Annotated in this window: 24 protein-coding genes and 1 tRNA gene; 7 read left to right on the top strand and 18 right to left on the bottom strand. The window is 64.5% G+C overall.

Annotated features, from left to right (window positions below; translation table 11 throughout):
- Nucleotides 1-339 precede the first annotated feature (339 nt).
- Nucleotides 340-651, top strand: coding sequence for an ETC complex I subunit (locus ACFQ3C_RS12650; protein ID WP_380792325.1), 312 nt, complete (start codon nucleotides 340-342; stop codon nucleotides 649-651).
- A gap of 58 nt (nucleotides 652-709) precedes the next feature.
- Nucleotides 710-786: transfer RNA gene (locus tag ACFQ3C_RS12645), tRNA-Arg, on the top strand.
- A 9-nt stretch (nucleotides 787-795) separates the two neighbouring features.
- On the opposite strand, the gene ACFQ3C_RS12640 is transcribed toward ACFQ3C_RS12645, so the two are convergent.
- From ACFQ3C_RS12640 to ACFQ3C_RS12630, 3 genes are all read right to left on the bottom strand, one after another.
- Nucleotides 796-1,428 (bottom strand): hypothetical protein, encoded by a 633-nt coding sequence (locus ACFQ3C_RS12640; RefSeq protein WP_380792323.1) that lies wholly within the window; start codon nucleotides 1,426-1,428, stop codon nucleotides 796-798.
- Nucleotides 1,429-1,550: 122 nt separating this feature from the next.
- A complete protein-coding gene (locus ACFQ3C_RS12635) occupies nucleotides 1,551-2,285 on the bottom strand; it encodes a sulfite exporter TauE/SafE family protein (protein ID WP_380792321.1) in 735 nt (244 codons plus the stop codon).
- Between the two features lie 67 nt (nucleotides 2,286-2,352).
- Nucleotides 2,353-2,823: a DUF3237 domain-containing protein gene (locus ACFQ3C_RS12630; protein ID WP_380792319.1), complete on the bottom strand. Its 471-nt coding sequence runs from the start codon at nucleotides 2,821-2,823 to the stop codon at nucleotides 2,353-2,355.
- Nucleotides 2,824-2,941: 118 nt separating this feature from the next.
- Here ACFQ3C_RS12630 and ACFQ3C_RS12625 point away from each other — a divergent pair, with 118 nt between their 5' ends.
- Entirely contained in the window at nucleotides 2,942-4,702 is a 1,761-nt protein-coding gene (locus ACFQ3C_RS12625) for a feruloyl-CoA synthase (protein ID WP_380792316.1), read from the top strand.
- A 107-nt stretch (nucleotides 4,703-4,809) separates the two neighbouring features.
- Here ACFQ3C_RS12625 and ACFQ3C_RS12620 read toward each other — a convergent pair whose 3' ends face one another.
- Complete coding sequence (locus ACFQ3C_RS12620) at nucleotides 4,810-5,847, bottom strand: TRAP transporter substrate-binding protein (protein WP_380792313.1); 1,038 nt, start codon at nucleotides 5,845-5,847, stop codon at nucleotides 4,810-4,812.
- A gap of 119 nt (nucleotides 5,848-5,966) precedes the next feature.
- Nucleotides 5,967-7,163 (bottom strand): cytochrome P450, encoded by a 1,197-nt coding sequence (locus tag ACFQ3C_RS12615; RefSeq protein ID WP_380792310.1) that lies wholly within the window; start codon nucleotides 7,161-7,163, stop codon nucleotides 5,967-5,969.
- Between the two features lie 131 nt (nucleotides 7,164-7,294).
- On the opposite strand from ACFQ3C_RS12615, the gene ACFQ3C_RS12610 reads away from it, so the two are divergent.
- Complete coding sequence (locus ACFQ3C_RS12610) at nucleotides 7,295-8,227, top strand: LysR family transcriptional regulator (protein ID WP_380792307.1); 933 nt, start codon at nucleotides 7,295-7,297, stop codon at nucleotides 8,225-8,227.
- Here ACFQ3C_RS12610 and ACFQ3C_RS12605 read toward each other — a convergent pair whose 3' ends face one another.
- The 6 genes from ACFQ3C_RS12605 to ACFQ3C_RS12580 form a co-directional block, all read right to left on the bottom strand.
- Nucleotides 8,228-9,199, bottom strand: a complete 972-nt coding sequence (locus ACFQ3C_RS12605) for an ABC transporter ATP-binding protein (protein ID WP_380792304.1) — start codon at nucleotides 9,197-9,199, stop codon at nucleotides 8,228-8,230. It lies immediately after the preceding gene.
- Nucleotides 9,196-10,170: an ABC transporter ATP-binding protein gene (locus ACFQ3C_RS12600; RefSeq protein WP_380792301.1), complete on the bottom strand. Its 975-nt coding sequence runs from the start codon at nucleotides 10,168-10,170 to the stop codon at nucleotides 9,196-9,198. The genes ACFQ3C_RS12605 and ACFQ3C_RS12600 overlap by 4 nt, the downstream gene beginning before the upstream one ends.
- Complete coding sequence (locus ACFQ3C_RS12595; protein WP_380792298.1) at nucleotides 10,167-11,036, bottom strand: ABC transporter permease; 870 nt, start codon at nucleotides 11,034-11,036, stop codon at nucleotides 10,167-10,169. Before ACFQ3C_RS12595 ends, ACFQ3C_RS12600 begins: the two co-directional genes overlap by 4 nt.
- 115 nt (nucleotides 11,037-11,151) lie before the next feature.
- Entirely contained in the window at nucleotides 11,152-12,129 is a 978-nt protein-coding gene (locus ACFQ3C_RS12590) for an ABC transporter permease (RefSeq protein WP_380792295.1), read from the bottom strand.
- Between the two features lie 68 nt (nucleotides 12,130-12,197).
- Complete coding sequence (locus tag ACFQ3C_RS12585) at nucleotides 12,198-13,754, bottom strand: ABC transporter substrate-binding protein (RefSeq protein ID WP_380792292.1); 1,557 nt, start codon at nucleotides 13,752-13,754, stop codon at nucleotides 12,198-12,200.
- A 104-nt stretch (nucleotides 13,755-13,858) separates the two neighbouring features.
- On the bottom strand, nucleotides 13,859-14,830 hold the full coding sequence (locus ACFQ3C_RS12580; RefSeq protein ID WP_380792290.1) for a LysR family transcriptional regulator: 972 nt from the start codon (nucleotides 14,828-14,830) through the stop codon (nucleotides 13,859-13,861).
- 96 nt (nucleotides 14,831-14,926) lie between these two features.
- On the opposite strand from ACFQ3C_RS12580, the gene ACFQ3C_RS12575 reads away from it, so the two are divergent.
- Together ACFQ3C_RS12575 and ACFQ3C_RS12570 are read left to right on the top strand one after the other, a co-directional pair.
- A complete protein-coding gene (locus tag ACFQ3C_RS12575) occupies nucleotides 14,927-16,555 on the top strand; it encodes an amidohydrolase (protein ID WP_380792287.1) in 1,629 nt (542 codons plus the stop codon).
- Nucleotides 16,552-17,454 carry a CobW family GTP-binding protein gene (locus tag ACFQ3C_RS12570; RefSeq protein WP_380792284.1) on the top strand — a complete coding sequence of 301 codons (903 nt, stop codon included), beginning with the start codon at nucleotides 16,552-16,554 and terminating at the stop codon, nucleotides 17,452-17,454. Before ACFQ3C_RS12575 ends, ACFQ3C_RS12570 begins: the two co-directional genes overlap by 4 nt.
- Nucleotides 17,455-17,464: 10 nt before the next feature.
- Here ACFQ3C_RS12570 and ACFQ3C_RS12565 read toward each other — a convergent pair whose 3' ends face one another.
- The 6 genes from ACFQ3C_RS12565 to ACFQ3C_RS12540 form a co-directional block, all read right to left on the bottom strand.
- On the bottom strand, nucleotides 17,465-17,845 hold the full coding sequence (locus ACFQ3C_RS12565) for an ArsR/SmtB family transcription factor (protein WP_380793321.1): 381 nt from the start codon (nucleotides 17,843-17,845) through the stop codon (nucleotides 17,465-17,467).
- 33 nt (nucleotides 17,846-17,878) lie between these two features.
- Nucleotides 17,879-19,111, bottom strand: coding sequence for a mandelate racemase/muconate lactonizing enzyme family protein (locus ACFQ3C_RS12560; protein ID WP_380792281.1), 1,233 nt, complete (start codon nucleotides 19,109-19,111; stop codon nucleotides 17,879-17,881).
- 45 nt (nucleotides 19,112-19,156) lie between these two features.
- Nucleotides 19,157-20,245, bottom strand: coding sequence for a Zn-dependent alcohol dehydrogenase (locus ACFQ3C_RS12555; protein ID WP_380792278.1), 1,089 nt, complete (start codon nucleotides 20,243-20,245; stop codon nucleotides 19,157-19,159).
- Between the two features lie 106 nt (nucleotides 20,246-20,351).
- Nucleotides 20,352-21,638 (bottom strand): TCR/Tet family MFS transporter, encoded by a 1,287-nt coding sequence (locus tag ACFQ3C_RS12550; RefSeq protein WP_380793319.1) that lies wholly within the window; start codon nucleotides 21,636-21,638, stop codon nucleotides 20,352-20,354.
- Nucleotides 21,635-22,432 (bottom strand): phytanoyl-CoA dioxygenase family protein, encoded by a 798-nt coding sequence (locus tag ACFQ3C_RS12545; RefSeq protein WP_380792276.1) that lies wholly within the window; start codon nucleotides 22,430-22,432, stop codon nucleotides 21,635-21,637. The genes ACFQ3C_RS12550 and ACFQ3C_RS12545 overlap by 4 nt, the downstream gene beginning before the upstream one ends.
- 34 nt (nucleotides 22,433-22,466) lie before the next feature.
- Entirely contained in the window at nucleotides 22,467-23,612 is a 1,146-nt protein-coding gene (locus tag ACFQ3C_RS12540) for a THUMP domain-containing class I SAM-dependent RNA methyltransferase (RefSeq protein WP_380792273.1), read from the bottom strand.
- A gap of 174 nt (nucleotides 23,613-23,786) precedes the next feature.
- Between ACFQ3C_RS12540 and ACFQ3C_RS12535 the strand changes: the two genes are divergently transcribed.
- Complete coding sequence (locus ACFQ3C_RS12535; protein ID WP_380792271.1) at nucleotides 23,787-24,485, top strand: GntR family transcriptional regulator; 699 nt, start codon at nucleotides 23,787-23,789, stop codon at nucleotides 24,483-24,485.
- On the opposite strand, the gene ACFQ3C_RS12530 is transcribed toward ACFQ3C_RS12535, so the two are convergent.
- Entirely contained in the window at nucleotides 24,457-25,284 is an 828-nt protein-coding gene (locus ACFQ3C_RS12530) for a sulfite exporter TauE/SafE family protein (protein ID WP_380792268.1), read from the bottom strand. The genes ACFQ3C_RS12535 and ACFQ3C_RS12530 overlap by 29 nt on opposite strands.
- Nucleotides 25,285-25,288: the final 4 nt, after the last annotated feature.

The following is a 25,288-nucleotide window of genomic DNA, read 5'->3' as shown; positions in this document are numbered from 1 at the left end:
AGTGAAAAAATCGTTCAGCACAGTGAGTATCAAATTAAATCAATGGCTTGATGATTTGGATGACAGTTTTGTGTAAGAAAAAACTGACAGATATTGCGAAAATCTCTTGCAGGAACAGATTCCTTTTTCTAGCCTTGATGTTGCAAGTGGACGACCCTGGCTGCCGGTGCCTGCGCAAGACCCACCCCTCGCTCATAGCGCAAGCATCGGCAACCAGACTTCCCCATTTTCCGACCGTTTCGCGCTGACTGCGCTTAAAAACCGCGTCCTGTGGCGTTCTGCGGTCTTGTTCTTGGCGCCGCTTTCTCCGATATAGGGGGCGCAAACCGGAGGGTTCCCATGCGAGCGCGTATCTACAAGCCAGCCAAGACCGCGATGTCCTCGGGCATGGCCAAGACCCATGACTGGGTTCTGGAATTCGCCCCCGCAGAAGCGCGCGAAGTGGATCCGCTGATGGGTTGGACATCCTCTGGTGACACCCAGGCGCAGGTGAAGCTGCGGTTCGACAGCAAGGAAGCCGCCGTCGAATATGCGCGGGCGCATGGCATCGACGCTGTCGTGGTCGAACCCAAGACCCGCAAGCCTAATATTCGCCCCGGTGGCTATGGCGAAAATTTCGCCACGAACCGTCGCGGCGCCTGGACCCACTGATTACCGATAGATTGACGGCTTGCCTTTGTTGCCGCGCGGCGGCACATAGGATCAATGCGATCCCATAGCTCAACTGGATAGAGCAGCTGACTTCTAATCAGCAGGTTGAGGGTTCGAGTCCTTCTGGGATCGCCATTTATCGTTTCAGTCCGCGTCGCTGCACAGATAGACCGCGCCCCCGATGACCACGACACTGGCCGCGGCCCCGGCCAGTACCGCCGGTGTGCCAAGTGCTGTGCCGATGGCGGTGCCTGCCGACGACAGCAGGCTCGACAGGCTTGCCGTATTTCCCGAAAGGACCATCGCGCCAGAGCTGTGCGTGACAGCCGAAATGGTGGACGACAGGCGGCCGGACACTGTGTCCTCTTCGGCACGCGTGCCGATACCGACAAGTGCAAGCGCTTCCTGCCGCGTGGTGTTGACCAGATTGCAGGTGCGCGAGGGTTCGGCGCAACGGCCGAAAGCGTCTCTCCGGCCCTGGGCGGGCCGTGAATGGTTTTGTGTTTCGGGATCGTAATTGGCGCAGAAGACCTGGCGTTCCTCGGCCGTCAGATCCGGCATGAGATAGGTGATTACCACGGCGCCGGGGCAGGTGTTGCGACGGCTGAAATAACGCTCGCGGAACGAGGAATAGGTGGGTTCCTCGTCATCATAGAAGATCGTGACGCTTTCGCCTTCGATCTTGGTCGTGCACTGCGTGGGCGCGGCCAGGGTCTGGCTTGCCCATGCCGTGGCCGTGACCATGGCCATGCTTGTGATGATCGCGCGAAGGCGCATGATCGTCATTCCTTTTGGTTATCTGTCTGCCTGTCGGGCGGGGTTTGCCCCGCTGCCTTGCCTTATGCGCCTAGATGGCAAGGTCACGCGCCGCTTTCAAGCCCGCTGCTTGCGGGGTGGCGTCAACCCGCCACCGCCTGCCAGACCAGGCGCAGCGCCAGCACGGTCAGAAGGCCCAGGATCACCCGATCGAAGGTGCTGGCCGATATGCGGCGGCCCAGCCATGACCCCAGCGGCATGGTTGCCATCAGCGGGATCAGCGCCAGGCAACTGATCACGAAACGCTCGCCGGTCAGGATGCCAAGCCCGGTCAGCAGAGGGATCTGCACGACTGCCATGGCAAAGAAAAACACCGAGATGGTGAAGATGAATTGCACGCGCTCCAGCTTCAGCGCGTTCAGGAAGCTCAGCGATACGGGGGCGGACAGGCCCGCGGCGCCTTGCAGGATGCCGCCAAGGATGCCGACCGGGGCGGCCAATGCCTCGGCCCGCGCAAGGCTCAAGGTCCAGCCAGGGCGCAACACGCGAAAGCCGGCATAGGCCAGAACGGACAGGGCCACGGTCAGGTTCAGCGCCTCGGTGGGCAACCATGCCAGCATGAAGCTGCCGATCCCCGCGCCAAGGGCGCCCGCCACCGCGAAATGCAAGGTCAGCGGGCTGGCCAGGGCATGGCGGCGAAAGCTCCAGCCCTGCCAGATATTGGTGACCAGATTGGGAATGGCAAAGACCGCCACGGCGAAGGGCGCGCCGAAAAAGATCGTCATGACCGGCACGGCAATGATCGGTGCACCGGCGCCGGTGGCCCCTTTCAGGATGCCGCCAAGACCAAAGGCAAGGAAGACGAGAATCAGGCTCATGATTGCGTGACTGTCGGGCAGCGCGCGTGCCGGGTCCAGCCCCGCAGGCTGTTATTCCGGCCAGGCGTTATTCAAGCGCGAAAAGCGAGATGACGACTTGCCCCGATTTGCGCGCGCCCGTGCCGACAAAAAGTGTGCGGTTCACCCAATCATAGCGCGGATCGCCGCTTTCCAGCCGCGCATGCGTTCGCATGTAATAGCTGGAGGGGTCCACCTCCTCGCCTCTCGCGATGGCGGCCAGCACCTCGGTCGGGCCGTGGCGGTAGCCGTAATTCCTGATCTCGATGGTCGCGCCATCCGCGGTTTCGATGGCATAGCGGGTGTCCAGTTCGGCCACGCCATTGGACCAGATGGTCTGCCAGTCCGCGCCAAGGTTCAGAATGCGGCCATTGATGGCCGGGCCTGTTACCCTACCGCCAATGATGGGGATGATCCGGCGTTGTCCGGCCTGGCCGGCCCCCATTTCGCGGATCGGATCAAGGGATACGAAAAGATCGCAGACATGGCGCAGGCCTGGGGTGAAAATGGACTGGGTCATGCGGCCCTCCGTGGGGTGATCGGGATTGAGTGGCAAATGCTATCGCTATAAACCATAACTACCCACGCCAGAACCTGTCCAGCGGATCGGCGCATATGGGTCCGAAGAAGGGGTGAACATGTCGCAACCACGTTTCTGGACTCCTGCATTCCATATCGACCGGCGTGACGATGGCACGATCCTGATGCAGCATTCGGGTCAGGCGCCACGGCTGGCGGATACGATCGCGGCCCGGATCGGGCATTGGGCGAGGACTGCGCCGGACCGCGTGGCCTTGGCGCAGCGCGGGCCTTCCGGTGATTGGCAGCGCATCCGCTACGGCATGTTGTGGGAACGCATGCGCCACCTTGGTGCGGGCTTGCTGGCGCAGGGGCTTGGGCAGGACCGTCCGGTGCTGATCCTGTCGGAAAACGCGCTGGATCATGCGGTTCTGGCTTTGGCCGGGCAATATGCGGGCGTGCCGACAGCGGCATTGTCGACGGCGTTTTCGCTTCTGTCGGACAGCCATGACAAGCTGCGCGATGCCGTTGCGCTGCTCAGGCCGGGACTGGTCTACGCGGCTGACGGGGCGCGCTATGGCCGGGCTCTGGCAGCTCTGCCCGAAGGGCTGCGGATCGCCTGTTCCGTCAACGCGCCACCGGGGGGGCTGGCTTTCGCCGATCTTCCCCTCCCGGAAACGGCGGCCGCAGATGCGGCCTTTGCCGCGCTCAAGGGTGACATGGTGGCGAAGTACCTCTTTACCAGCGGCTCGACAGGCAGCCCCAAGGCGGTGATCAACACCCATGACATGATCGCCCGCAACCAGGACATGGTCGCTGACTGTTTTCGCTTTCTTGCCGATCATCCGCCCGTCGTGGTCGACTGGGCGCCATGGAGCCATACGGCCAGCGGCAACAAGGTGTTTCACATGGTGCTCTGCAATGGCGGCACCTATCACATCGATGAGGGCAAGCCGACGCCGGCCCTGATCACGCGCACGCTGGATAACCTGCGCGATGTCGCGCCGACATGGTATTTCAACGTGCCTGCCGGCTATGAGATGCTGCTGGACGCGTTTCGCGCCGATCCAGACCTTGCTGCGCGCTTCTTCAGCCGGCTGGACTTGATGATGTATGCGGGCGCCGGGATGGCGCAGCACCTGTGGGACGGATTGCGGGACATGGCCCGGCAGGTGACAGGCCGCGAGGTTCTGCTGACGACGGGCCTGGGCGCCACCGAAACCGGGCCTTTCGCGTTGATGTGCACGCGGCAGCAGGCGGCACCCGGCAATGTCGGCCTGCCCGCGCGCGGGATCACCCTGAAGCTGGTTCCGAACGAAGGCAAGCTTGAGGCGCGGTTGAAAAGCCCCTCGATCACGCCGGGGTATCTGGGCGATCCGGACGGCAGCGCGAAGATGCTGGATGATGAGGGCTTCTATTGCCTGGGCGATGCGCTGCGCCCCGCCGATCCGGATGACCTGACGCAAGGGTTCTTCTTCGATGGCCGCATCGCTGAAAACTTCAAGCTGGCCACAGGCACATGGGTCGCGGTCGGTGCCCTGCGGGCGCGGCTCGTGGATCATTTCGGGGGCCTGATCCGCGATGCGGTGATCCTGGGCGAGGATCGCCCGGCGCTGGCCGCCCTGCTGTTTCCCGCCGAGGGCGTCATGGATCGACCCGGCATCATGGCAGAGCTTGAGGCGCGCCATGCCTCCTTCGTGGCCGCTGCAACCGGCAGTTCCAACAGGATCGCGCGGATGCTGATCCTGCGCGACCCGCCCGGCCTGGACCGGGGCGAGGTGACCGACAAGGGGTCGATCAACGCCCGCGCCGTTGTCCGTCACAGGCCGGATGCGGTGCGGCGGGTCCATGACGCCCCCGAAGGCATTGCCCGCGAATAGGTCGCCCGTCCCTTCATCTTTCCCCAAATACTCATTCCCACGGCACGTCATGGAAAAAGGCCGCCGGATGATCCGACGGCCCTTCCCTGTCCTGCGTGCGATGTGGATCAGCCGCCGTTCTGGGCGATCAGGTCCTTGGCCTTCTGGATCAGGGCGCGCCCGTCGATCCCCTTGGTTCCCATGTCGGCCACCCAGCGGTCGATGACGGGCTGGGCCTTTTCCTTCCAGCGCGCGACTTCCGCCTCGTCCAGCTGGACGATGTTGTTGCCGCGATCCACCGCGATCTTGCGGGCAGGCACGTCATAATCCCACATGACCTGCGACGCGAAGGCCGCCAGCTTTTCACCTGATTCCGCGTCGATGGCGGCGCGGATGTCCGCGGGCAGGGATTCGTAGCGGGCCTTGTTCATGACCAGAACGATCGTCGCGGTGTAAAGCGCCTCGGGGCCCGCGAATTCGACATGGTTGCCCACCAGTTCGGACACGCGCACGGCGGTCGTCACCTCCCACGGGATCACGGTAGCGTCGATCACGCCCTTGGACAGCGATTCCGGGATCGCGGGCAGGGGCATGCCGACCGGGGTTGCGCCCAGTTCATTCAGCATGTCGGTGATCACGCGGGTCGGCCCGCGCAGTTTCTTGCCTGCCATGTCCTCCAGGCTGTTGATCGGATCCTTGGAATGGATCAGGCCGGGCCCGTGGACCCAGGCACCCAGAACCTTGACGTCCTTGTATTCCTCGGCCTGCAATTCGCTGTCGACCAGCTGCATGAAGGCTTTCGAGGTGGCGACCGGGTTGGTCATCATGAAGGGCAGCTCGAACACTTCGGTCTTGGGGAAGCGGCCGGGGGTATAGCCCACCACGGTCATCACCATGTCCACGGTGCCGTCGATCGCCTGATCCATCAAATCCGTCGGGCGTCCGCCCAGGGCCATCGCGTCATAATGCTCGATCTTCAGCTTGCCGCCGGCGCGCTCTTCCACGGCGGTGGCCCATGGCTTGAGGATATGGGCCGGAACCGGCGCGGGGGGCGGCAGGAACTGGTGCAGCCGCAGCGTCACTTCCTGCGCCGACAGGCTGGCCGGGGCAAGCGCCAGGGCAAAGGCAGCCGCGGCCGCCGTCTTCATCAGGTTACGTCGAATCATTGGTTTCCTCCCAGAAACGGGCCGGTTTGGCCGACCCTTCGTTGCATTTTGTGTCAGGTTTGTTGCCAGCGCAATTGATTATGTATCATAGCGAACCTTTCCCGGCCTTCGGCTGCGCGTCAGTTCAGTGTCACGGGAAGGCTGCGCGGGCCGCGGAAGCCGAAGCCGTAGAATTGCACCTTGTCCGGTTCGGGCAACCGCATGTTCGGGAAGCGGTCGCACAGCAGCGGCAGCATGATATTGGCCAGCATCCGCCGCGCCACATGGGTGCCCTGGCAGAAATGCGGACCGTTGCCAAAGGCCTGATGCGGCAGCTTGGGGCGGAACACGTTATAGAGGTGCCCGTCCTCATAAATCTCCTCGTCATGGTTGGCCGAGGCCTGGATCGTCATCACCGTATCGCCCTTGGGGATGTGGAAGCCGCGGATCATCGTGTCCTCGGTCACCAGGCGGGATGACACCTGGATCGGGGCGACCCAGCGCACACCTTCCTCGAAGGCATCGGCCCACAGACCGTCACGCTTGACGGCCTCGAATTGATCAAGGTCCTGCAACAGCCCGTAAAGGATCGTCAGCAGCGCGTCGCGCGGTTCGTTGATGCCGCCGCCGATGGCGATCTTGATGTTTGAATAGATCTGGCTTTTCGGGATCGGATCGGCCGCGTTGACCATCACCGACAGCGCGCTCTGGTCCGGCTCCGCGCGCAGCCGGTCGGATGCGGCATCGAACAGCGCGTCCATTTCGTCATTGGCGGCGTCGCATTGGGCAAAAAGCGCGTCCGCCCAGCCGAAATTTCCCGCCCCGTCGATCAGGATCTGCGACCAGCGTTGCATCTCGGCGTCGGACGCTTCGGGGATGCCCAGCAGATGGGTCAGGCAGCGTGCGGCAAAGGGGCCGGCCAGCGTGGTGAACAGGTCCACCGTTTCGCCGCGGGGCAGGCGGGATACGTAATCCTCGGCGATCTGCGTATAGATCGGCTCCCAGCATTGCTTGATGTTGCGCGCACTGAAGGCGGGGGCCATCGCGCCGCGCTCGGCCGCATGTTCGGCCCCGTCCTTGCGCATCAGGGTATGGGCGCGAAATGCCCGCTGCATCGGCGTGTTGGGATCGTTCGAGCTGAAAAGCGCGGGGTTGTCCTTGACGTATTTCGTGTCCGTTGCCTTGGTCAGCAATGTGCGGCCCACTGCCTTGACCCGCAGCACCGGCGCTTCGGCGCGCAGCCGCTTGTAGACGCTGTAAGGATCAAGCGTCAGTTGCTGGATGGTGATCTGGTCATCGAACGGTGCCTCGGGGGCCACGGATGTATCAAGCGTCACGGTCCTGCCCTCCCCTGCCTGAACGTGTCAGGGAACCCTAAAGGATCAGGAGGCATGGGACAATCCGATGGAACCGATACTTGGTATCGGATAATCTGATCAGGAAGGGGCGTGGAATCAAGGGGCACAGCATGGCGACACCCAAGGACAGTGACCCCATGAGCGTGGATTTCGCTGCGCTGCGGGTGCTGCGGCTTGTGCATGACCACGGCTCGTTCTCGCGCACGGCCGAGGCGCTGGGCGTCAACCAGTCTTCGGTCAGCTATACGGTGGACCGGCTGCGCCGCGCCTTCGGTGATCCCCTGTTCGTGCGGCAGGGGGCGGGAATCGTGCCGACCGATCGCTGCGAAGAGATCGTCCGCGAGGCGGCGCGGATGCTGGACGAGTTCATGGCCCTGACCACGCCGCGCGCCTTTGATCCCGCAAGGGCCGCGGCAACCGTGACGCTGTCGTGCAACTACTACGAACGCGCCACGCTGGTGCCGCTGCTGGTGCGACGCCTGCGTGCGCTGGCGCCGGGGCTGAAGGTGCAGGTGATCACCTCGACCGTGCGCGGGCGCGAGCAACTCAGCCGGGGCGAAAGCGACCTGCTGATCGGCCCGGTCCAGATCGGAGATGCGGGTTTCTTCGGGCGCCGCCTGCTGGGTGATCACTATGTCTGCGTCATGGCGCCGGGCAATCCGCTGGGCGACAGCCCGCTGGACAGGGACCGCTTTGCCGCCGCGCCGCAAGTGGTTGTGACCTATGGCGGCAATTGGCGCTCGCGCTACCTGCTCGAGATGGAGGCGGCGGGTCTTGTGCCCAACATGGTGCTGGAACTGCCCAGCCCCGCCACGCTCAAGGCGATCCTGCCAGGCACCGACCTGATCGCCACAGTGCCGTTGCGCACGGCCCGGTCTTTCGGTGCGGGTCTCAGGATCGTCGATTGCCCCTTTCCCGCGCCCTTCGCCATCGACCTCTACTGGACCGCGCGCACCCATCATTCGCCCATGCATCGCTGGCTGCGCGGCCTGATCGGTCAGATCGCTTCGGAAATCGAGGCCGAGGCCCCGTCGGTTCCGTGATCAGCCCGGAAAATGGCAGGCGACGCGGCTTGCCCCCACCGGGTCCAGCCCCGGCTGGATCTGGCGGCAGACATCCTGCGCCTTGGGGCAGCGATCCGCAAAGGCGCAGCCTTTGGGTGGGTTGATCGGGCTGGGGGGATCGCCGCTGATCTTGACGGGCCGCACATAGCCGCGCGACTTGCGCCGCGCCAGGCTGGGGGCCGCCGACAGCAGCGCCTGCGTATAGGGATGCTGCGGCGCATCGAAAAGCGCATCGCGCGGGGCCATTTCGACGATCTTGCCCAGATACATCACCGCCACATCGTCACAGACATGACGCACGACGCCCAGGTCATGGCTGATGAACAGGTAGCTCAGGCCAAGCTCGGCCTTGAGCCGCGCCAGCAGGTTCAGGATCTGCGCCTGGATCGCCACGTCCAGCGCCGATACCGGCTCGTCGCAGACCAGCAGCTTGGGGTTCGTGGTCAGGGCGCGGGCAATGGAAATACGCTGCCGCTGGCCACCCGAGAACTGGTGCGGGAAGAGGTTCAGCTGATCGGGCCGCAGGCCCACCAGGCGGAACAGTTCGGTGACCCGCGCGCGGCGTTCATCCGGCGTGCCGATCTCCATCAGGTCCATCGGTTCGCGCACGATATCGGCCACGCGGGCGCGCGGGTTCAGGCTGCTGTAGGGGTCCTGAAAGATCAGCTGCACATCGCGGCGGCGCTGGCGCATTGTCTCGGCATCCAGTTGCAGCAGGTCCTCGCCCTGGAACATGACCTTGCCGCTTGCGGCCTCGACCAGCCGGATCGTGGCCATCGCGGTGGTGGTCTTGCCCGATCCGCTTTCGCCCACGATCCCCAGGGCGCGGCCCTGCTCCAGGCTGAAGGATACTTGCCGCACCGCCTCCAGCACGGGGCGGGGCCCGAAAAATCCCTTGCGCGGCAGGGCGAATTGCACGGTCAGGTCACGCACATCCAGAAGCAGGCTCATATCCGGCCCTCCGCGACGGCGTGGCAGGCCACGGGGTGATGCCCATGGGCCTGCAACAGCGGCTTTTCACTGTCGCAACGGGCGGCGCGATGCGCGCAACGCTCGGCAAAGGCGCAGCCCGCCCCCAGCAAGTGCAGCGGTGGCACGACGCCGGGAATTTCGCGCAAGCTGTCCTCGCCCTTGCCCAGGGCCGGAATGCACGAGATCAGGCCCCGCGTATAGGGATGCTGCGGCAGGTCCAGAACGTCATCGGCCTTGCCCTGTTCGATCACCCGGCCCGCATACATCACGGCCACACGGTCGGCCATTTCGGAAATCGCGCCCATATCATGGGTAATCAGGATGATTGCCGCGCCGAAGTCGCGCTGGATCTCGTTCAGAAGGTCGAAGATCTGCGCCTGCACCGTGACATCCAGCGCGGTGGTGGGTTCATCCGCGATCAGCACGCGCGGCCGGCAACTGACCGCCATGGCGATCATCACCCGCTGGCGCATGCCGCCGGACAACTGGTGCGGATAGTCCCGCGCGCGCCGGTCCGGGCTGGGAATACCCACCCGGTCCAGCAGCGCCACCGCATCGCGGAACGCCTGGTCCGCGCTGACATTCTGATGCAGCATGATCGCTTCGGCAATCTGGTCGCCCACGGTGAAAACCGGGTTCAGACTGGTCATCGGCTCCTGAAAGATCATCGCCATCTCGGCCCCGCGCAGGGCGCGCATCCGCGCCTCGCTGGCGCGGGTCAGATCCTCGCCGGCCAGCCGGATCGCGCCACCTGCGATCTTGCCCGGCGGGCTGGGGATCAACCCCATGACCGACAGCGCGGTGATCGACTTGCCGCAGCCGCTTTCGCCCACAACGCCCAGCGTCTCGCCGGCATTGACCGACAGCGATACCGAGTCCAGCGCCGTGACCGGCCCGTGGCGCGTGTTGAAGGTGACGCGCAGGTCCTCGATCTGCAACAGCGCGCTCATCTTTCCCTCAGCTTCGGATTGAAGGCATCGTTCAGCCCGTCGCCGATCAGGCTGACCGAAAAGACCGTCAGAAAGATCGCAAGCCCGGGGAATGTGACCGGCCACCAGGCGTCCAGGATATAGGCGCGGTTCGATCCGATCATCAGGCCCCAGCTCATCGTGTTGGGATCACCCAACCCCAGAAAGGACAGCCCGGCCTCGAACAGGATCGCCACACCGATGGTCAGGGTGGCCGACACGATCAGCGGTGGTGCGGCATTGGGCAGGATCACCGTCCAGATGATGCGGCGGTTCTTCGCGCCGATGGCCCGGGCGGCGGTCACGTATTCCAGCTCCTTGATCTTCATGACCTCGGCGCGGGTCAGGCGCGCGGTCTGCGGCCAGCTGACCACCCCGATCGCCATGGCTATCGTGAAAAGCGAGGGCGAGAACAGCGTGACCAGCACCATTGCGAACAGCAGCGTCGGCAAGACCTGGAAGAACTCGGTGATCCGCATCAGCAGGTTGTCGACCCAGCCGCCATAAAAGCCCGCCAGCGCGCCCAGGCTGATGCCGATGACCATGGTGATCAGGGCCGCCGCCGCCCCTACCGCCAGCGTGGGCCCGCCTCCCGCGATCAGCCCGGCAAAGATGTCGCGCCCCAGATAGTCGGTGCCCAGCGGAAAGTCCGGCGTCACGCCGGGCGGCTCATGCGGGGCCCAGACGATCTCGTAGGGATTGCCGCCATAGAAGAACGTCCCCCAAAGCGTGGCCAGCACGATCCCGGTCAGCATGACCACGCCCGCAACGGCGGGAATGTTGCGCCGGAACATGCGCCACGCCTCGCGGGCGGGGCTTTCGGCCTTGAACGTGGTCGCATCGGTCACGGCCTGCTCCTTCCGGCTGTTTCTTCTTGCCGCAAATATCTCGGGGGAGTCGTCGCCCAGGGGGCGGCGACGGGGGCTGGCCCCCGCTGCCACGCGCGCAATCGTGCGCCGCCGCTCATGACTTGCCCCGCAGGCGCGGATCCGCCAGGCGATAGCTGAGGTCGGTCAGCAGGTTCGCCACCACGACCATGGCGCTGGCAAAGAACAGCACGCCCATGATCGTGGGATAATCCCGTCGCAGGATGGAATCGAAAGCCAGCCGCCCCATGCCGGGCCAGTTGAACACGGTCTCGACCAGCAGCGCGCCGGAAATCAGGTTGCCGAACTGCAGGCCCGCCACCGTCAGGATCGGCAGCGAGGCGTTGCGCAGCGCATGTTTGAACAGCACCGACCGTTCCGAGGCCCCCTTGGCCCGCGCAGTGCGGATATAATCCGAGCCCAGCACCTCAAGCATCGAGGCCCGGCTGAGGCGCGCATATTGCGCCAGATAGATCAGCGCGAGGGTAAAGGCCGGCAGGACAAGGTGATGGGCCACGTCCAGCGCGCGGGTCAGCACCCCTGCATCGCGCAGGCGCACGGATTGCATGCCTTCCACCGGAAAGATCGGAAAGACGCTGGCAAAAAGGATGATCAGCATGATCCCGGTCCAGAACACGGGCACCGCATAGCCGATGGTGGCAAAGACCGACACGAAGCCCGACAGCACGCCATTGGGTTTGCGCGCGGCGATCACGCCCAGAAACACCCCCAGCAGGATCGACAGGACCTGCGCGGAAAGCACCAGCAGGATCGTCGGGCCGATCCTGTCGCCGATCAGGGTCGCGACAGGCTGATTGAAAAAGAAGGATTGGCCCAGGTCGCCTTTCAGCACATTGCCGATATAGATGCCAAGCTGGGTCAGCACGGGCTTGTCCAGGCCATAGTCGGCCCGGATCGCCGCCAGCAATGCCTCGTCCGCGCCGCCCATCTCGCCCGCGATCACGACCGCCGGATCACCCGGCGCCAGACGGATCAGCAGGAAGTTCAGCACCACGACGCCCAGCATCAGCAACAGGCCGTAGAACAGGCGCCTCAGCAGGTAGGAGGGTGTCATGGCATCTCCCGCTTACAGGAAAGAGACGGGCCGCCGCAGGGTGCGGGCGGCCCGTTCACGGGCCGGGATCACTTGGCCCAGTGGACCTGGTCCATCGGGTGCATGGTGCCCCAGATGCCCATCGGCGCGTTCACAAGGTCCTTCTTGTAGGCCGTGTGATAGGGGGTCGCGTTGATGTAGTAGATCGGCACATCCTGTGTCACCAGGGCCTGGAACTCGGAATAGAGCGCCTTGCGCTTGGCGAAATCACCCTCGATCGCGGCCTGTGCCAGGATCTCGTCCACGCGCGCGTTCGAATAGCTTTGCGTGTTCGACCAGATCACACCCTGGCGGATGTTGTCGGTCAGGTAGGTGCGGTGCACGCCGATCACCGGATCGCCCCAGTTGAAGACCACGTCCATCGTCAGCTCGAAGTCATGACCGCCCACACGACCCGCCCAGGTCGGGAAATCGGGTGCGGCGCGCACGGTCACGTCGATGCCGATCTTGGCCAGCTGCGACTTGAGGTATTCGGCGATGCTTTTCTGCTGCTCTGCCGGGCCGGGGATATAATCGACGGTCAGTTCCATCCCGTCGCCAAATCCGGCCTCGGCCATCAGCGCCTTGGCCTTTTCCAGGTCAACGTCATAGGCCGTGACGGCGGCGGCATCGAAGAAGGGCGAGCTTTCGATGATCGGGCTGCGCTGCGGAGTCGAGACGCCGCGATGCAGGGCCTTGGTGATGAAGTCGCGGTCGACGGCATAGGAAATCGCCTGGCGCACGCGGACATCCGACAGTTTCGGCGACTTGGTGTTGAAGGCCAGCCAGTTGATCGGGCCGACGGCGGCATAGCCTTCGTTGGTGACGTTCAGGTGATCGGCCTCGCTCAGGCGCTTGATCTCCTGGCTGCCGGCCATGAAGGGATAGACATCCGCCTCGCCATTCTCCATCGCGATCAGCAGGGCCGAAGGATCGTTGATGATGCGGATGATGATTTCATCCAGCATCGGGCGACCCTCGATGAAGAAATTCGGGTTCTTCTTCAGCACGATGGCTTCGCCGGGTGTGAATTCCGACAGCATGAAGGGGCCCGAACCGATCGGCGCCGCGTTGGCGGGATGCGCTTTCACGTCCTGACCGTCGCCATAGATATGCTTGGGCAGGATCGGCGCCAGGGCGGGAGACAGGGCCAGCAGCAGGGCGGGGTGCGGATTGCTCAGCTTGATGACCGCGGTATGGGTATCCGGTGTCTCGATCGCCTCGACCGGGGCGAACATGGACTTGAAGGGATGGTTCTCCTTGATCGTCATGATCGAAAAGGCCACGTCTTCCGATGTAACGGGCGTGCCGTCGTGGAAAGTCGCGTTTTTCACCAGGTTCAGGGTCACGCTCAGCCCGTCATCGCTGACTGTCCAGCTTTCCGCCAGATAGGGCTGCGGTTCCCAGTTCTCGTCATAGCGCAGGGGCGATGCGAAAATCTGGGTCGAGGGCACGGCGGTGGCGATCCCCGATTGCACCGCGCCGTTCAGGTGGCGCGGCACCTGGCTGGAGGCGATCACCAATGTGCCTTCAGCCTGCAGCGGGGCCGAGGAAAGAGCGGACGCAGCAATCACCGCCGCGCCCATCAGGCGTGTCATCATTTTCATGTCTGTCTCCCGGTTGTGGCTTTGGGTTGTTGTTTTATTCCCTTTCCATCAACGCTAGCCGCGACCCTATGCCCGGAAAACAGTGTTTTCTGTGGAGAATAAATCTAAATTTTGTGGGAATAGCCGGATGGCCCGCTGGTCACGGCGCGGTTGTCAGGCGCAAGGATCAGATCGTCGAATATCCCCTGACGCGCCAGATCCGCGCTGATGTCCAGAACCGCCTGCACCAACGTCGAGCGGCGCGAGGCCTGCGTATAGGCCACACCGAATTCGGGTGAGTCCACCTGGCCGGCAATGGGCCGCGCCACGTAGCCGTTCGATCCGTCGCGATCCGCCCTGGAACATATGTTCAGGATCGAATAGCCGAACCCGGCCGCGACCAGCCCGCGCAGCACCGAGCTGGATTTTGTCGTGTGCACGACGTTCAGATCCAGCCCGTGGTCGCGGAACACACCCCGGAAATAGCTTTTGGCTGTTGGCAGATCCAGCAGCACCATGGGCAGACCCGACAGTTCGGCAAGCTCGACACTGTCTTTTTCGGCCAATGGTGAATCAAGCGGCAACAGGGCCCAGGGGCGGGCCATGAACAGTGGCTGGAAGGGGCCACCCTCTGCGCCGCGCCGCCGATAGGTCAGCGCCAGATCGATCTTGCCCGTCTGCAGCAGGTCAAGCAGCGCCTCAAGGTTGTCTTCCTTCAGGTCGATCCTGATCGCCGGATAGATTTTCGAAAGATGCTTGAGGACACGCGGCAGCACATAGGGCGCCGTGGGGGCATAGCAGCCCAGATGCAAGGTGCCGGTCGGATCGCCCGACAACGACATCACGTCGGATTCGAAAACCCGCGCCTGTTCAAGAAATTCGGCGATACGTTCGGCCACGATCTGCCCGGCTTCGGTCGGTTGCACCCCTTTGGCGGGCACGCGGCGGAACAGTTCCATGCCAAGGCGCTGTTCGATGGCGTCGATCGACGCGGTGATCGAGGATTGCGAAATATTCATCTCGGCAGCGGCCCGGGCGATGGACCCGCTGCGGATGGCAGCATCGAAATAGCGAAGCTGCTTGAGCGTGAAATGCATGCCGTTCCCCTATCGGATCAGGTTTCTCCTGACAGTAAAACCATTTTCCCACAGGTCAAAGCTGGTTTACGCCTTGAACAACACTAGGAGGAAGCGATGGCGGACATCACTGTTTTCAAGGCCCGAAAGATCATCACCATGGACCCCAACCGCCCCGAGGCGACCCATGTCGCGGTCAGGGAGGGGCGGATCCTGGCGGTGGGTGATGCCACTTGCGCCGATGCCTGGGGCGCGGTGCGCCATGATGACAGCCTCAAGGATGCCGTGTTGATGCCGGGCCTCGTTGAGGGGCACGCCCATATGATGGCGGGGGCGATGTGGAATTTCGCCTATGCCGGCTATCACGACCGGATGGACCCAAAGGGAAGATGGTGGAAGGGCAAGCCAGACCTGGCTTCGGTGGTGCGCGATCTGTCCGACTATGAAAAGACGCTTGCACCGGGGCAGCCGCTGCTGGGCTGGGGGCTTGATCCGATCTTCTTCGCGGGCGAGCGCCTGAGCCGCAAGCACCTGGATCAGATCAGCACCGACCGCCCCGTGGCGATCATGTTCTCGAATTTTCATCTGATGTGCGTGAACTCCAAGGCGCTGGACATGGCCGGCTATGACCGCGCCACCAATGCCGAAGGCGTGGTCAAGGACGCACATGGCGATCCCACCGGCGAGTTGCAGGAGATGGCCGCCATGTTCCCGGTCATGCGACGGGTCGGCATGGATTTTCGCGGCCTGTCGCAAACCGAAGGCGCGATCCGCAGCTATGGCGAGGTCTGCATGCGTGCGGGCGTGACCACGGTGACCGATCTCTATTCGCAGATGGAGGATGCCGATCTGGCGACACTGGTCGCGGTCACGGATGATCCGGGGTTTCCGGCCCGGCTTGTGCCGGTGCTGGGCGTGGCCGGGTCCGATCCGGATCAGGTTGCGGCGCGGGCCCTCTCGCTCAAGGCGCAGTCGCGCGACAAGCTGCGGCTGGGGGCGGTCAAGCTGATGACGGACGGGTCCATCCAGGGCTGGACCGCGCGGGTGAAATGGCCGGGCTACGTGGGCGGACAGGCCAACGGGATCTGGAACATGGCCCCGGCCGAAATTCACCGCATGGTCGCCACCATGCAGCGGGCGGGTGTGCAGATGCATATCCACGTCAATGGCGACGAGGCCAGCGCCGTTGCCATCGACGCCATCGCCGATGCCGCGCGCCACCATCCCTGGCAGGATGCGCGCCACGTGTTGCAGCATTGCCAGCTGATGGGGATGGATCAGTTCGTGCGATGTGTCGAACTGGGGATCTGCACCAACATATTTTCCAACCATATCTGGTATTTCGGCGATCAGCACGCGGCCCTGACCGTCGGCGAGGATCGCGCCTGCCGGATGAATGCGGCCCGTGCGGCACTGGATGCGGGCGTGCATGTCGCGTTGCATTCCGATGCGCCGGTCACGCCGCTGGGCCCGTTGTTCACGGCCTGGTGCGCGGTCAACCGCAAGACGATGTCGGGGCGCACATTGGGGGCGGCGCAATGCATCACCGTGCCCGAGGCGCTGCATGCGATAACGCTGGGCGCGGCCTTTACCCTGAAAATGGATCACGAGATCGGCAGTATCGAGACCGGCAAACGCGCGGATTTCGCGATCCTTGGCGATGATCCGACGACCGTCGATCCGATGGCGCTGAAGGACGTGCCGGTGCTGGGCACGGTGCTGGACGGGCGGGTTCACCTGGGATGAGCCTGCCGCCCTCTGCCCTGCCGCGCCTGCCCCTGACCGTGGTCGGCGGCTATCTTGGGGCAGGCAAGACCACGCTGATCAACCGCCTGCTGCGCGAGGATCATGGCCAGCGTGTGCTGGTCATGGTCAATGATTTCGGCGCGATCAACATTGACGCCGATCTGCTGGTATCTGCCGATGGCGACACCATGACCCTGACCAATGGCTGTGTCTGCTGCACCATGGGGGCCGATCTGTTCATGGCGATGGGCGATGCGCTGGACCGCCGCCCGCGCCCCGATCACCTGGTGATCGAGGCGTCAGGCATCGCTGATCCGGCGCGTATCGCTGCGGCGGCACGGGCCGAGCCGGATCTGGCCTATGGCGGCATTGCCGTGGTCGTGGACGCGCTGCACTGGCTTGCCCTGGCGGACGATCCGCAGATCGGGGCACAGATCCGGGGCCAAGTCGCTACCGCGGACCTGCTGCTGATCTCGAAGGCGGAAGGCGGCGTGCCCCCCGTTTTGTCGGCGCGTCTTGCCGCGCTCAGCGCCGCGCCGCAGATCGACCTTGCCGATGACGCCGCTGTGGCGCCCTTGCTGTTGGGCGGCCTCTCTCCCTTGCAGGGCAAGCCTGAAGGCGGCGCGCATCCCGCCTATCTGGGCTGGGCCCATGAAGGCGACGAGGTCATGACCCGCGAGTCCCTGGCGGGGAAACTTTCGCAGGCGCCACAGGCGCTTTATCGCATCAAGGGGCTGGTATGCGCGCCGGAGGGGCCAGGGTGGGAGGTGCAGGTCGTGGGCCGCAGCGCCGAGATAAAGCCCGCGCTTGACGCGGTGGCGCGCACCCGCCTGGTCGCGCTTGGGCCGCAGGCGGGCATCACGCGCGATCAGGTCGCCCGATGGTGGTCGGGGTGTTGACGCCCCCGCATCAGCAGGATGTGCGGGTCGTGTCCTTGCCCTCGGGGCTGCAGAACAGCCGGTAGAGCAGGCCGATCATCTCAAAGGTGTTTTCATCGGCCACGCTGTAGAAGATGGTCTTGCCCTCGCGACGGGTGGTGACCAGACCTTCTTCGCGCAGGCGGGCCAGCATCTGGCTGACGGCGGCCTGTCGGATCTCCAGCAGGTTTTCCAGTTCGCCGACCGACTTCTCACCCGATCCCAGATGACACAGGATCATCAGCCGCCCCTCATGGGCCAGCGTCTTGAGAAAGGCTGCCGCCGCCTCGGCGCTGCGCGCCATTTCGGAGGGGGGAGCGGGCGGGCTTTGTGTCGGTGTCAACTCTGACTGTTCCTGCATGGGGTCGCTCATCTTCATTATCACACACATCCGGAAAGCGCGACATTACTGCTTGTCGGCCGGCGCGCCCCCTTCAAAATGGTTCTCATTCTGATAATCGCAAGGGTCTTCCTGCATTTGCAGGTGCAGACCCGTTCCGGTGAAGGGATGTGCGCGGGCCAGATCCTCGTCGATCTCGATGCCAAGACCGGGTGTTTCGGGGGGGATCACATGCCCGTTTTCGACCCGGATCTTTCCCTTGATCAGATTGTCGTGGAACGGCGTTTCGATGGATTCGATCATCAGCAGGTTGGGGATGGATGCGGCCAGGTGGATATTGGCCGCCCATTCCACGGGGCCTGCGTAAAGATGCGGCGCCATCTGCACATTGAACGCCTCTGCCATGGCGGCGACCTTTTTCATTTCCCAGATGCCGCCGGCACGACCCAGCGCGGGTTGCAGGATTTCCGCCCCGCCGGTACGCAAAATCGTGGCGAATTCGGCCTTGGTGGTCATCCGTTCGCCAGTCGCCAGCGGAATCCGAACCGCCTGTGCAACCTTCTGGAATTCCAAAAGATTATCGGGCGGGATCGGTTCTTCGTACCAGAGCGGGCTGTAGGGCTCCAGCGCCTGGCCCAGACGGATCGCGCCTGCGGTGCTGAATTGCCCATGGGTGCCGAACAACAGGTCTGCACGATCGCCGACAGCATCCCGAATCGCGCGGCAAAAGGCGACTGATCGGGAAATATCCGACATTGCGGGCATATGGCCGCCACGCATCGTATAGGGGCCGGCGGGGTCGAACTTGACCGCCGTATAGCCGCGATCCACGGCATCAATGGCGGATTCCGCCGCCATCTCGGGTGATACCCAGAAGGGCCCGTGTTCGTGATGCGGCAGGGGATAAAGATAGGTATAGGCGCGCAGCCGGTCGTTCATCTTGCCGCCCAGCAGCGCCCAGACCGGCCGGCCGCGATCCTTGCCCAAGATATCCCAGCAGGCGATTTCCAGACCCGAGAACGCGCCCATCACCGTCAGGTCGGGACGCTGCGTGAAGCCGGAGGAATAGACCCGGCGGAACATCTTTTCGATATTCTCGGGGTTCTCGCCCTGCATGTGGCGGCTGAACACATCTCCGATTACCGCGCGCATGGCATCGGGACCCACCGTCGAGGCATAGCATTCGCCCCAGCCGACGATGCCCGTGTCGGTCGTGATCTTCACGAAGATCCAGTAGCGCCCACCCCAGCCCGGCGCAGGCGGCGCGGTGACGATGATATCGAGGTCACCCAGTTTCATCGTCGCGCGCTCCCATGAGTATTTTTGGAACAGTGAAAGGTATCGTCAGTCGTTCAGGATGATCACATTGCGCCGCGCGGCGCCGGTCTTGGTGTCGGCGATCGCCTCGTTGATCTGCGCGAGCGTCCAGCGGCCCGAGATCAGCTCGTCCAGTTTCAGCCGCCCCTGCTGGTAAAGATCCACCATCCAGGGGATATCGCGCTTGATCACCACATCGCCCATCTTGGACCCGATCAGCCCCTGGCCCACGGCGGCCATGACCACGGGTTCATAGCTGGAGGTCTGGCCGGAATGCGGCATGCCCACCATCACCACGCGCCCGCCATAGCCCAGGTAACGGGGGGCCGTGTCATAGGCCGGGATTGCGCCCACGGTCACGATGACCGCATCAGCGCCACGGCCCAGGATCCGCTTGGCGCGGCTCCAGGGTTTTGCATCGGTTGCAAGTATGCCGTCGGTCGCGCCGAATTCGCGCGCGATTTCAAGCTTTTCCTCGCTCATGTCGACAGCGATGATGCGGCGCGCGCCCGCAATCCGCGCGCCCTGGATGGCGTTCAGCCCGACACCGCCCGCACCGATCACGACCACGTCCTGCCCTGCGCGCAGACCGGCGGCATTCACCACCGCGCCCACCCCGGTGATCACGCCGCAGGACAGCAGGGCCGCCACATCCTTGGCAAGGTCATCGGGGATCTTCACGACCTGGCTCTGGTCGACCACGACAGCTTCGGCAAAGGCGCCGCAGGCCATGCCCTGGTGCAGAACGCCGCCGTCAGCAGCGGACAGCGGCCCCTTGTCGCCGTTATAGGGGGTTTCGCACAGCGTCGGCTTGCCCGATCCGCAATTGGTGCAGCCGCCACAGGCGCGGATCAGCGTGACCGCGACGCTGTCGCCCACCGCCAGCCCCGCCACCCCCGCGCCCACCGCCGTCACGCGGCCGGCGGCCTCGTGACCATAGACTGCGGGCAGGGTGCCGCCCCAGGCGCCTTCGGCGAATGAGATGTCGGAATGGCAGATCGCCACGGCGTCAAGCCTGACCTCGACCTCGCCCATCTCGGGGGCGCGCAGGCGCACCTCCTGGATGGTCAGGGGGGTGCCGAAGGCATGGCATACGGCGGCCTTGATCATCTGCATGGCGGGTTCCTTTCCGATCTGGTCCTGTCAGTCCGCCCGAACCTGCCCCCGCCTGATCAGCCGTGCAAGTGCAAAACAACCGCGCGCCTGTCGGAAACCTGCGTTGTCAGTGCGCGATGCGCCGCCCGCGGAGCTGATAGATCACGGTGGCCAGCGCCATGATCGCCGCTGACAGCAGGAAGGGCGCACCCGGCAGGTAGAGCGCGGCCTCGGCGCGGGTGAAGCTCGCGAAGGTCTGCGTCATCACAAGCGGTGCCAGCACCATGGCCACCGCCGTCAGGCTGGTCAGTACGCCCTGCAATTCACCCTGCGCGTTGTCCGCCACGGCGCGCGACAGGATGCCTTGCAGCGCCGGCAGGCCGATCGCGCCAAGGGCCGTGACCGGGATCAGCAGCAACAGCAGGACACCGGATGAGATGAAGCCCAGGATCACAAGCGATACGACCTCGATCACAAGGCCCAGCAGCACGGTGCGTGCCTCGCCGAAGGCGCGGATCGCGGGGCCGATCAGGGTACCCTGCACCACGGCCAGCGAAAGGCCGTAGACGGCCAGCGAGATCCCGATCAGCCCTGGCGACCAGCCAAAGCGCTCGGCCGTGAAATAGGCCCAGATCGCCGGGTAGACGACCGTGGCGAAATGGTAGAGGAAATAGACCCAGATCAGCGTGCCGACCCCGGCCAGCCGCGATACCGCGCGGATCGCGCCAAAGGGGTTGGCGCGGCGCCATGTGAAGGGGCGACGGATCCGGTCCGTCACCGTCTCGCGCAGCACCAGCCAGCCGAAGCCCGCGTTGGCCAGTGCCAGCAGGGCCGCCGCGATGAAGGGCGCGCGTGTGCCCCATTCGGCCAGCAGACCGCCAATGACCGGGCCCAGCACGAAACCGACGCCGAAGGCTGCGCCGATCAGCCCGAAGTTGCGCGCCTTTTCATGGGGTTGCGAAATATCCGCCATATAGGCCGAGGCGGTGGAATGTGTGGCCGCCGTGATCCCGCCGACGATACGCCCTGCCAGCAGCAGCCAGATCGACCCGGCCAGCGCCATCACAAGGTAATCCGCCGCCATGACCAGCAGCGAGGTCAGCAGAACGGGCCGCCGCCCGAAACGGTCTGACAGCGCGCCAAGGATCGGCCCGAACAGAAATTGCATCGCGGCGAAGGCGGTGGACAGAATGCCGCCCCACACAGCCGCCTGCGCCAGGCTGCCACCTGTCGTCTCGCGGATCAGGTCGGGCATGACCGGAAGGATCAGCCCGATCCCCATGGCGTCGATCACCACGGTGATCAGGATGAACAGGACCGGCAACCGCATCGGCAACTTTCGCGTTTTCTGGACCGACCAAGGGTAATCCCGCCGATCCGGGAGGGAAAGCCCTGCCGCGAGGGCAAGTGTCAGCGGGTGTAAAGCACCGGGAACCAGTCTTCGCGCAGCTTTTGCCCCGCCCGCATGTCATGCCCCGGAAAGGGGGGCGAGGTGCGGCCGGGCCGTTCTACATAGCGCGCATCATCGCCCACCAGCCGCAACGAAAAGGCGCGGCGGCGCTGCGCGGTGTCATTGCCGCGCGCGCCATGCAGGGTGCTGTAGTGAAACGCGACGGCGTCGCCCGGTTCCATGTGCCATTCGCGGATGTCCATGCCTTCGGCGTCAGGATCGGGCACGGGCATATAGGCATCCGCGTCGGGATAGAAATTCTCCTCTGACAGCCAGCGGGTGGGCAGGACCGGGCGCGGCCACAGGTGCGAGCCTGCCACGCAGCGCAGGCTGGCGGACTGGACAGGGTCCAGCGGTGACCAGAAGCTGACGGTCTGGCGACCCTCGACGAAGTAGTAGGGCCCGTCCTGGTGCCAGGGCGTGGGTTTGGATGTGCCTGGTTCCTTGACCAGGATATGGTCGTGAAACAGCTGCACCGATCGCGACTGCATCAGGTCGGCGGCAACCTCTGCGGCGGGCGAGGTGCGGATCACCTCCTGGAATTCGGGGATCCGCTGCCAGTTGCAATAGTCATCGAAAAAGCGCCCGCCTTCGCCTGCCTTCAGGTTTTCGGCGGCATAGGGGCCGGGCGCGGCCATGTTGCGTTCGATCCCGGCGGCAAGGGTCGCGACGTGATCCTTGAACAGGCCCCGGATGATCACGACGCCGTCGCGCTGATAGTCGTCGATATCCTGCTGCGTCACAAGCGGATGGGTCATTCCGTGATGTCCTTGTTGTCGTTTGCGCGCAGTATCAGGGCAAAGGGGCGGTGCGGTAAAGCGCGACCTTCAGCCCGCCATTCGATACCGGCGGCGCGGGTGGCAGAAATGGCAGCGCCGTTGCCTTGGCCAGGGCGGGGTCACTGGTCACGATGCCCACGCGCCAGCCGCGAAACCGTTCCGCCAGGGTCTTGCCCAGGGCGCCATAAAGGGCGAACAGCAGCTTGCGGTCCCCGATGCGCGCGCCATAGGGCGGGTTGACCATGACCAGGCCCGGCGGGCCGTCAGGGCGCATCAGATCGCTGATCGCGTGGGTCTTGAAGGTCGTGACATGGTCAACGCCCGCGCGTTCGGCATTGGCGGTGGCGGCGCGGATCGCGCCGGCGTCGCGGTCCGATCCGTGAAAATGCAGCGTCGTGTCCCGGTTGGCGCTGGTGGCGCGCAGCGCCTCCCAGGCGACAGGGTCGAAGCTTGCCAGGGATTCGAAAGCGAAGTGGCGTGCGCGGCCCGGCAGCAGGCCAAGCGCCATCTCGGCCGCCTCGATCACGAAAGTGCCCGACCCGCACATCGGATCGACCACCGGCTCGGTTCCATCATAGCCGCATTGGCGCAGGAAAAGCGCCGCCAGCGTTTCGCGCAGGGGGGCCTTGGCCATCGCCTGCTTGTGGCCGCGCTTGTGCAGGGACATGCCCGTTGTATCCAGGCTGAAGGTGCACAGGTCGTCCTCGATCCGGGCCTTCAGCCGCAGTTCCGACATGTCGTCCGGCGCATCCTCGGCCGCTGGCCCGGTCAGCACCTCGACCCCCAGCGTGTCGCGCAGCGCCGTCTCGATCCGCTGCCGTGCGGCGCCCGCGTGATAGATCTTGGACGCCTTGCACGTGGCCTCGACCCGCACCGGCACATCGGGCCGCAACACCCCTGCCCAGTCGAAGCGGCGCGCGCGCTTGTCCAGCTGCGCCAGATGCATGGCGCGGAAACTGCCGATCCGCGCCAGCACGCGGGTGGCCCCGCGCAACGACAGGTTGGCGCGCCATACATCGGGCCAGCCGCCCTGAAAGGTCACCCCGCCGGGCACGATGGCGGGCGCCGGGAAACCCAGGCTTGCGGCTTCTTCGGCCAGCAGCGGCTCCAGGCCCGGGGGGACGGCCAGAAAGATCTCGAAGGGGGTGCTGTCTGTCATGCGCCCGCTTATCTGCCGCAGGTTGGCCCATGGCAAGGCCCAAGGCACAAGAGCCTGCCCGTTCAGGAGGCGATGCCGTCGGTCTGGCGGTGGTATTTTTACGGAATGGTCAATTTGCTGTATGCGAACAACCGTGCTCCGGGATAATTTGTGCACAAGAAGAAAGGCAAGACCATGTCCGACCAGTCCGCTACTCCGAAACAGGTGCTGAGCCAGTCGATCGCCGCCACCCTGGAGGCCGAGATCCTGCTGGGCCAGGTCGCGGCCGGCATGCGGTTGGACGAGGTCGCGCTGGCCCGACGCTTTGGCGTGTCGCGCACCCCTGTGCGCGAGGCCCTGCAGATCGTGGTCGCCCGGTCCCTGGCGATGCGGCAACCTTACAAGGGTGTTGTCGTCAGTGACATCTCACATGAGCGGATCGACCAGCTGTTCGAAGCGATGAGCGAGATCGAGGCGCTTTGCGGCCGTTTCGCCGCGCAACGCATGACGATGGAAGAGCGTTCAGCCCTTCTCAACCAGCATGAGGCGATGGCGCGGATGGCGGCTGCGGGCGATCCCGAAGCCTATGACGCGGCCAACACCCGGTTTCACCAGATGATCTATGCCGGAAGCCATAACGAGGATTTCGCCGAGATGGCCGAGGCGATGCGGATGAAACTGTCACCGTTTCGCCGGTCCCAGCTGGCCGATGCCGAACGGATGGCGCGATCCAATGCGGAACATGACCTGATCGTCGAGGCGATCGTCGAGCGGGACGGCCAATTGGCCGAAAAGGCGCTGCGCCGCCATCTGCTGAGTGCGGCGCAAGCCATGCTTGAGAAATGGGAACGTAACCGCGCGGGTGCTATGTCAGCGCAGTCCAGAGCATCCTGAGCGAGGTGATCGTGAGGAAGACGGCGAAGGCGCGTTTGACCCATTTTGGATCCAGCGCATGGGCCAGTTTCGCACCGCGCGGCGCCATGAAGGTCGAGATCGGCACGATGATCGCAGCAGCCACAAGGTTGACATAGCCCAGCGACAGGGGTGGCAATCCCTCGACGCGCAAACCCGCCACGATCAAAGAGATCACCGCAGGGATCCCGATAATCAGGCCGAAGGCCGATGCCGTGCCGACCGCGCGATGAACAGGTACCGAAAAGGCGGTCAGGATCGGCACGCCCAAGGTGCCACCGCCGATACCCATCATTGCCGATACCGTCCCGATCGCGCCGGCCAGTGCGGGCTGCCCGGCTTTGCCCTTGGGCAATTCCGGCGCCAGCACCAGCGTATTGGTGCGCGCCAGGTTGACCGACACGGCCAGCCCGACAAGACCAAAGACCAGCATCAGCGCGCCGGCATCGACCAGTCCCGCGACGGCCCCGCCCAGAAGCGCGCCCGCCGCCATCCATGGGCCCCAGCGCTTGACCAGCGCCATGTCCACCGCGCCGCGCTTGTGATGCGCGCGGGCCGATGAAAAGGCCGTCGCGATGATCGTGGCCAGCGATGTGGCGACTGCCACGGGCATGGCAAGCATCGGGTCGAAGTCCAGGAAGGTGAACACCCAAAAAAGTACCGGCACGATCACGATGCCGCCACCCACACCCAGGAGGCCAGCGAGAATTCCACCCAAACCAGCAGCGAGGATCACCCCGATGATCAACAGGGTGATCTGCGTATTCGTCAGTAGTTCCAAAGTT

This window comes from Seohaeicola saemankumensis, from assembly GCF_042678485.1.
Classification (GTDB): Bacteria; Pseudomonadota; Alphaproteobacteria; order Rhodobacterales; family Rhodobacteraceae; genus Seohaeicola; species Seohaeicola saemankumensis.
The sequence above is the reverse complement of the archived record's forward strand: the minus strand, read 5'-3'. Positions and strand labels throughout refer to the sequence as shown.

Excerpts from the sequence above, each read along its gene's own strand:
- ACFQ3C_RS12650 (WP_380792325.1), top strand. The coding sequence starts at position 340 with ATGCGAGCGCGTATCTACAAGCCAGCCAAGACCGCGATGTCCTCGGGC.
- ACFQ3C_RS12640 (WP_380792323.1), bottom strand. The coding sequence starts at position 1,428 with ATGCGCCTTCGCGCGATCATCACAAGCATGGCCATGGTCACGGCCACG.
- ACFQ3C_RS12635 (WP_380792321.1), bottom strand. The coding sequence starts at position 2,285 with ATGAGCCTGATTCTCGTCTTCCTTGCCTTTGGTCTTGGCGGCATCCTG.
- ACFQ3C_RS12630 (WP_380792319.1), bottom strand. The coding sequence starts at position 2,823 with ATGACCCAGTCCATTTTCACCCCAGGCCTGCGCCATGTCTGCGATCTT.
- ACFQ3C_RS12625 (WP_380792316.1), top strand. The coding sequence starts at position 2,942 with ATGTCGCAACCACGTTTCTGGACTCCTGCATTCCATATCGACCGGCGT.
- ACFQ3C_RS12620 (WP_380792313.1), bottom strand. The coding sequence starts at position 5,847 with ATGATTCGACGTAACCTGATGAAGACGGCGGCCGCGGCTGCCTTTGCC.
- ACFQ3C_RS12610 (WP_380792307.1), top strand. The coding sequence starts at position 7,295 with ATGGCGACACCCAAGGACAGTGACCCCATGAGCGTGGATTTCGCTGCG.
- ACFQ3C_RS12605 (WP_380792304.1), bottom strand. The coding sequence starts at position 9,199 with ATGAGCCTGCTTCTGGATGTGCGTGACCTGACCGTGCAATTCGCCCTG.
- ACFQ3C_RS12600 (WP_380792301.1), bottom strand. The coding sequence starts at position 10,170 with ATGAGCGCGCTGTTGCAGATCGAGGACCTGCGCGTCACCTTCAACACG.
- ACFQ3C_RS12590 (WP_380792295.1), bottom strand. The coding sequence starts at position 12,129 with ATGACACCCTCCTACCTGCTGAGGCGCCTGTTCTACGGCCTGTTGCTG.
- ACFQ3C_RS12585 (WP_380792292.1), bottom strand. The coding sequence starts at position 13,754 with ATGAAAATGATGACACGCCTGATGGGCGCGGCGGTGATTGCTGCGTCC.
- ACFQ3C_RS12580 (WP_380792290.1), bottom strand. The coding sequence starts at position 14,830 with ATGCATTTCACGCTCAAGCAGCTTCGCTATTTCGATGCTGCCATCCGC.
- ACFQ3C_RS12575 (WP_380792287.1), top strand. The coding sequence starts at position 14,927 with ATGGCGGACATCACTGTTTTCAAGGCCCGAAAGATCATCACCATGGAC.
- ACFQ3C_RS12570 (WP_380792284.1), top strand. The coding sequence starts at position 16,552 with ATGAGCCTGCCGCCCTCTGCCCTGCCGCGCCTGCCCCTGACCGTGGTC.
- ACFQ3C_RS12565 (WP_380793321.1), bottom strand. The coding sequence starts at position 17,845 with ATGAGCGACCCCATGCAGGAACAGTCAGAGTTGACACCGACACAAAGC.
- ACFQ3C_RS12560 (WP_380792281.1), bottom strand. The coding sequence starts at position 19,111 with ATGAAACTGGGTGACCTCGATATCATCGTCACCGCGCCGCCTGCGCCG.
- ACFQ3C_RS12555 (WP_380792278.1), bottom strand. The coding sequence starts at position 20,245 with ATGCAGATGATCAAGGCCGCCGTATGCCATGCCTTCGGCACCCCCCTG.
- ACFQ3C_RS12545 (WP_380792276.1), bottom strand. The coding sequence starts at position 22,432 with ATGACCCATCCGCTTGTGACGCAGCAGGATATCGACGACTATCAGCGC.
- ACFQ3C_RS12540 (WP_380792273.1), bottom strand. The coding sequence starts at position 23,612 with ATGACAGACAGCACCCCCTTCGAGATCTTTCTGGCCGTCCCCCCGGGC.
- ACFQ3C_RS12535 (WP_380792271.1), top strand. The coding sequence starts at position 23,787 with ATGTCCGACCAGTCCGCTACTCCGAAACAGGTGCTGAGCCAGTCGATC.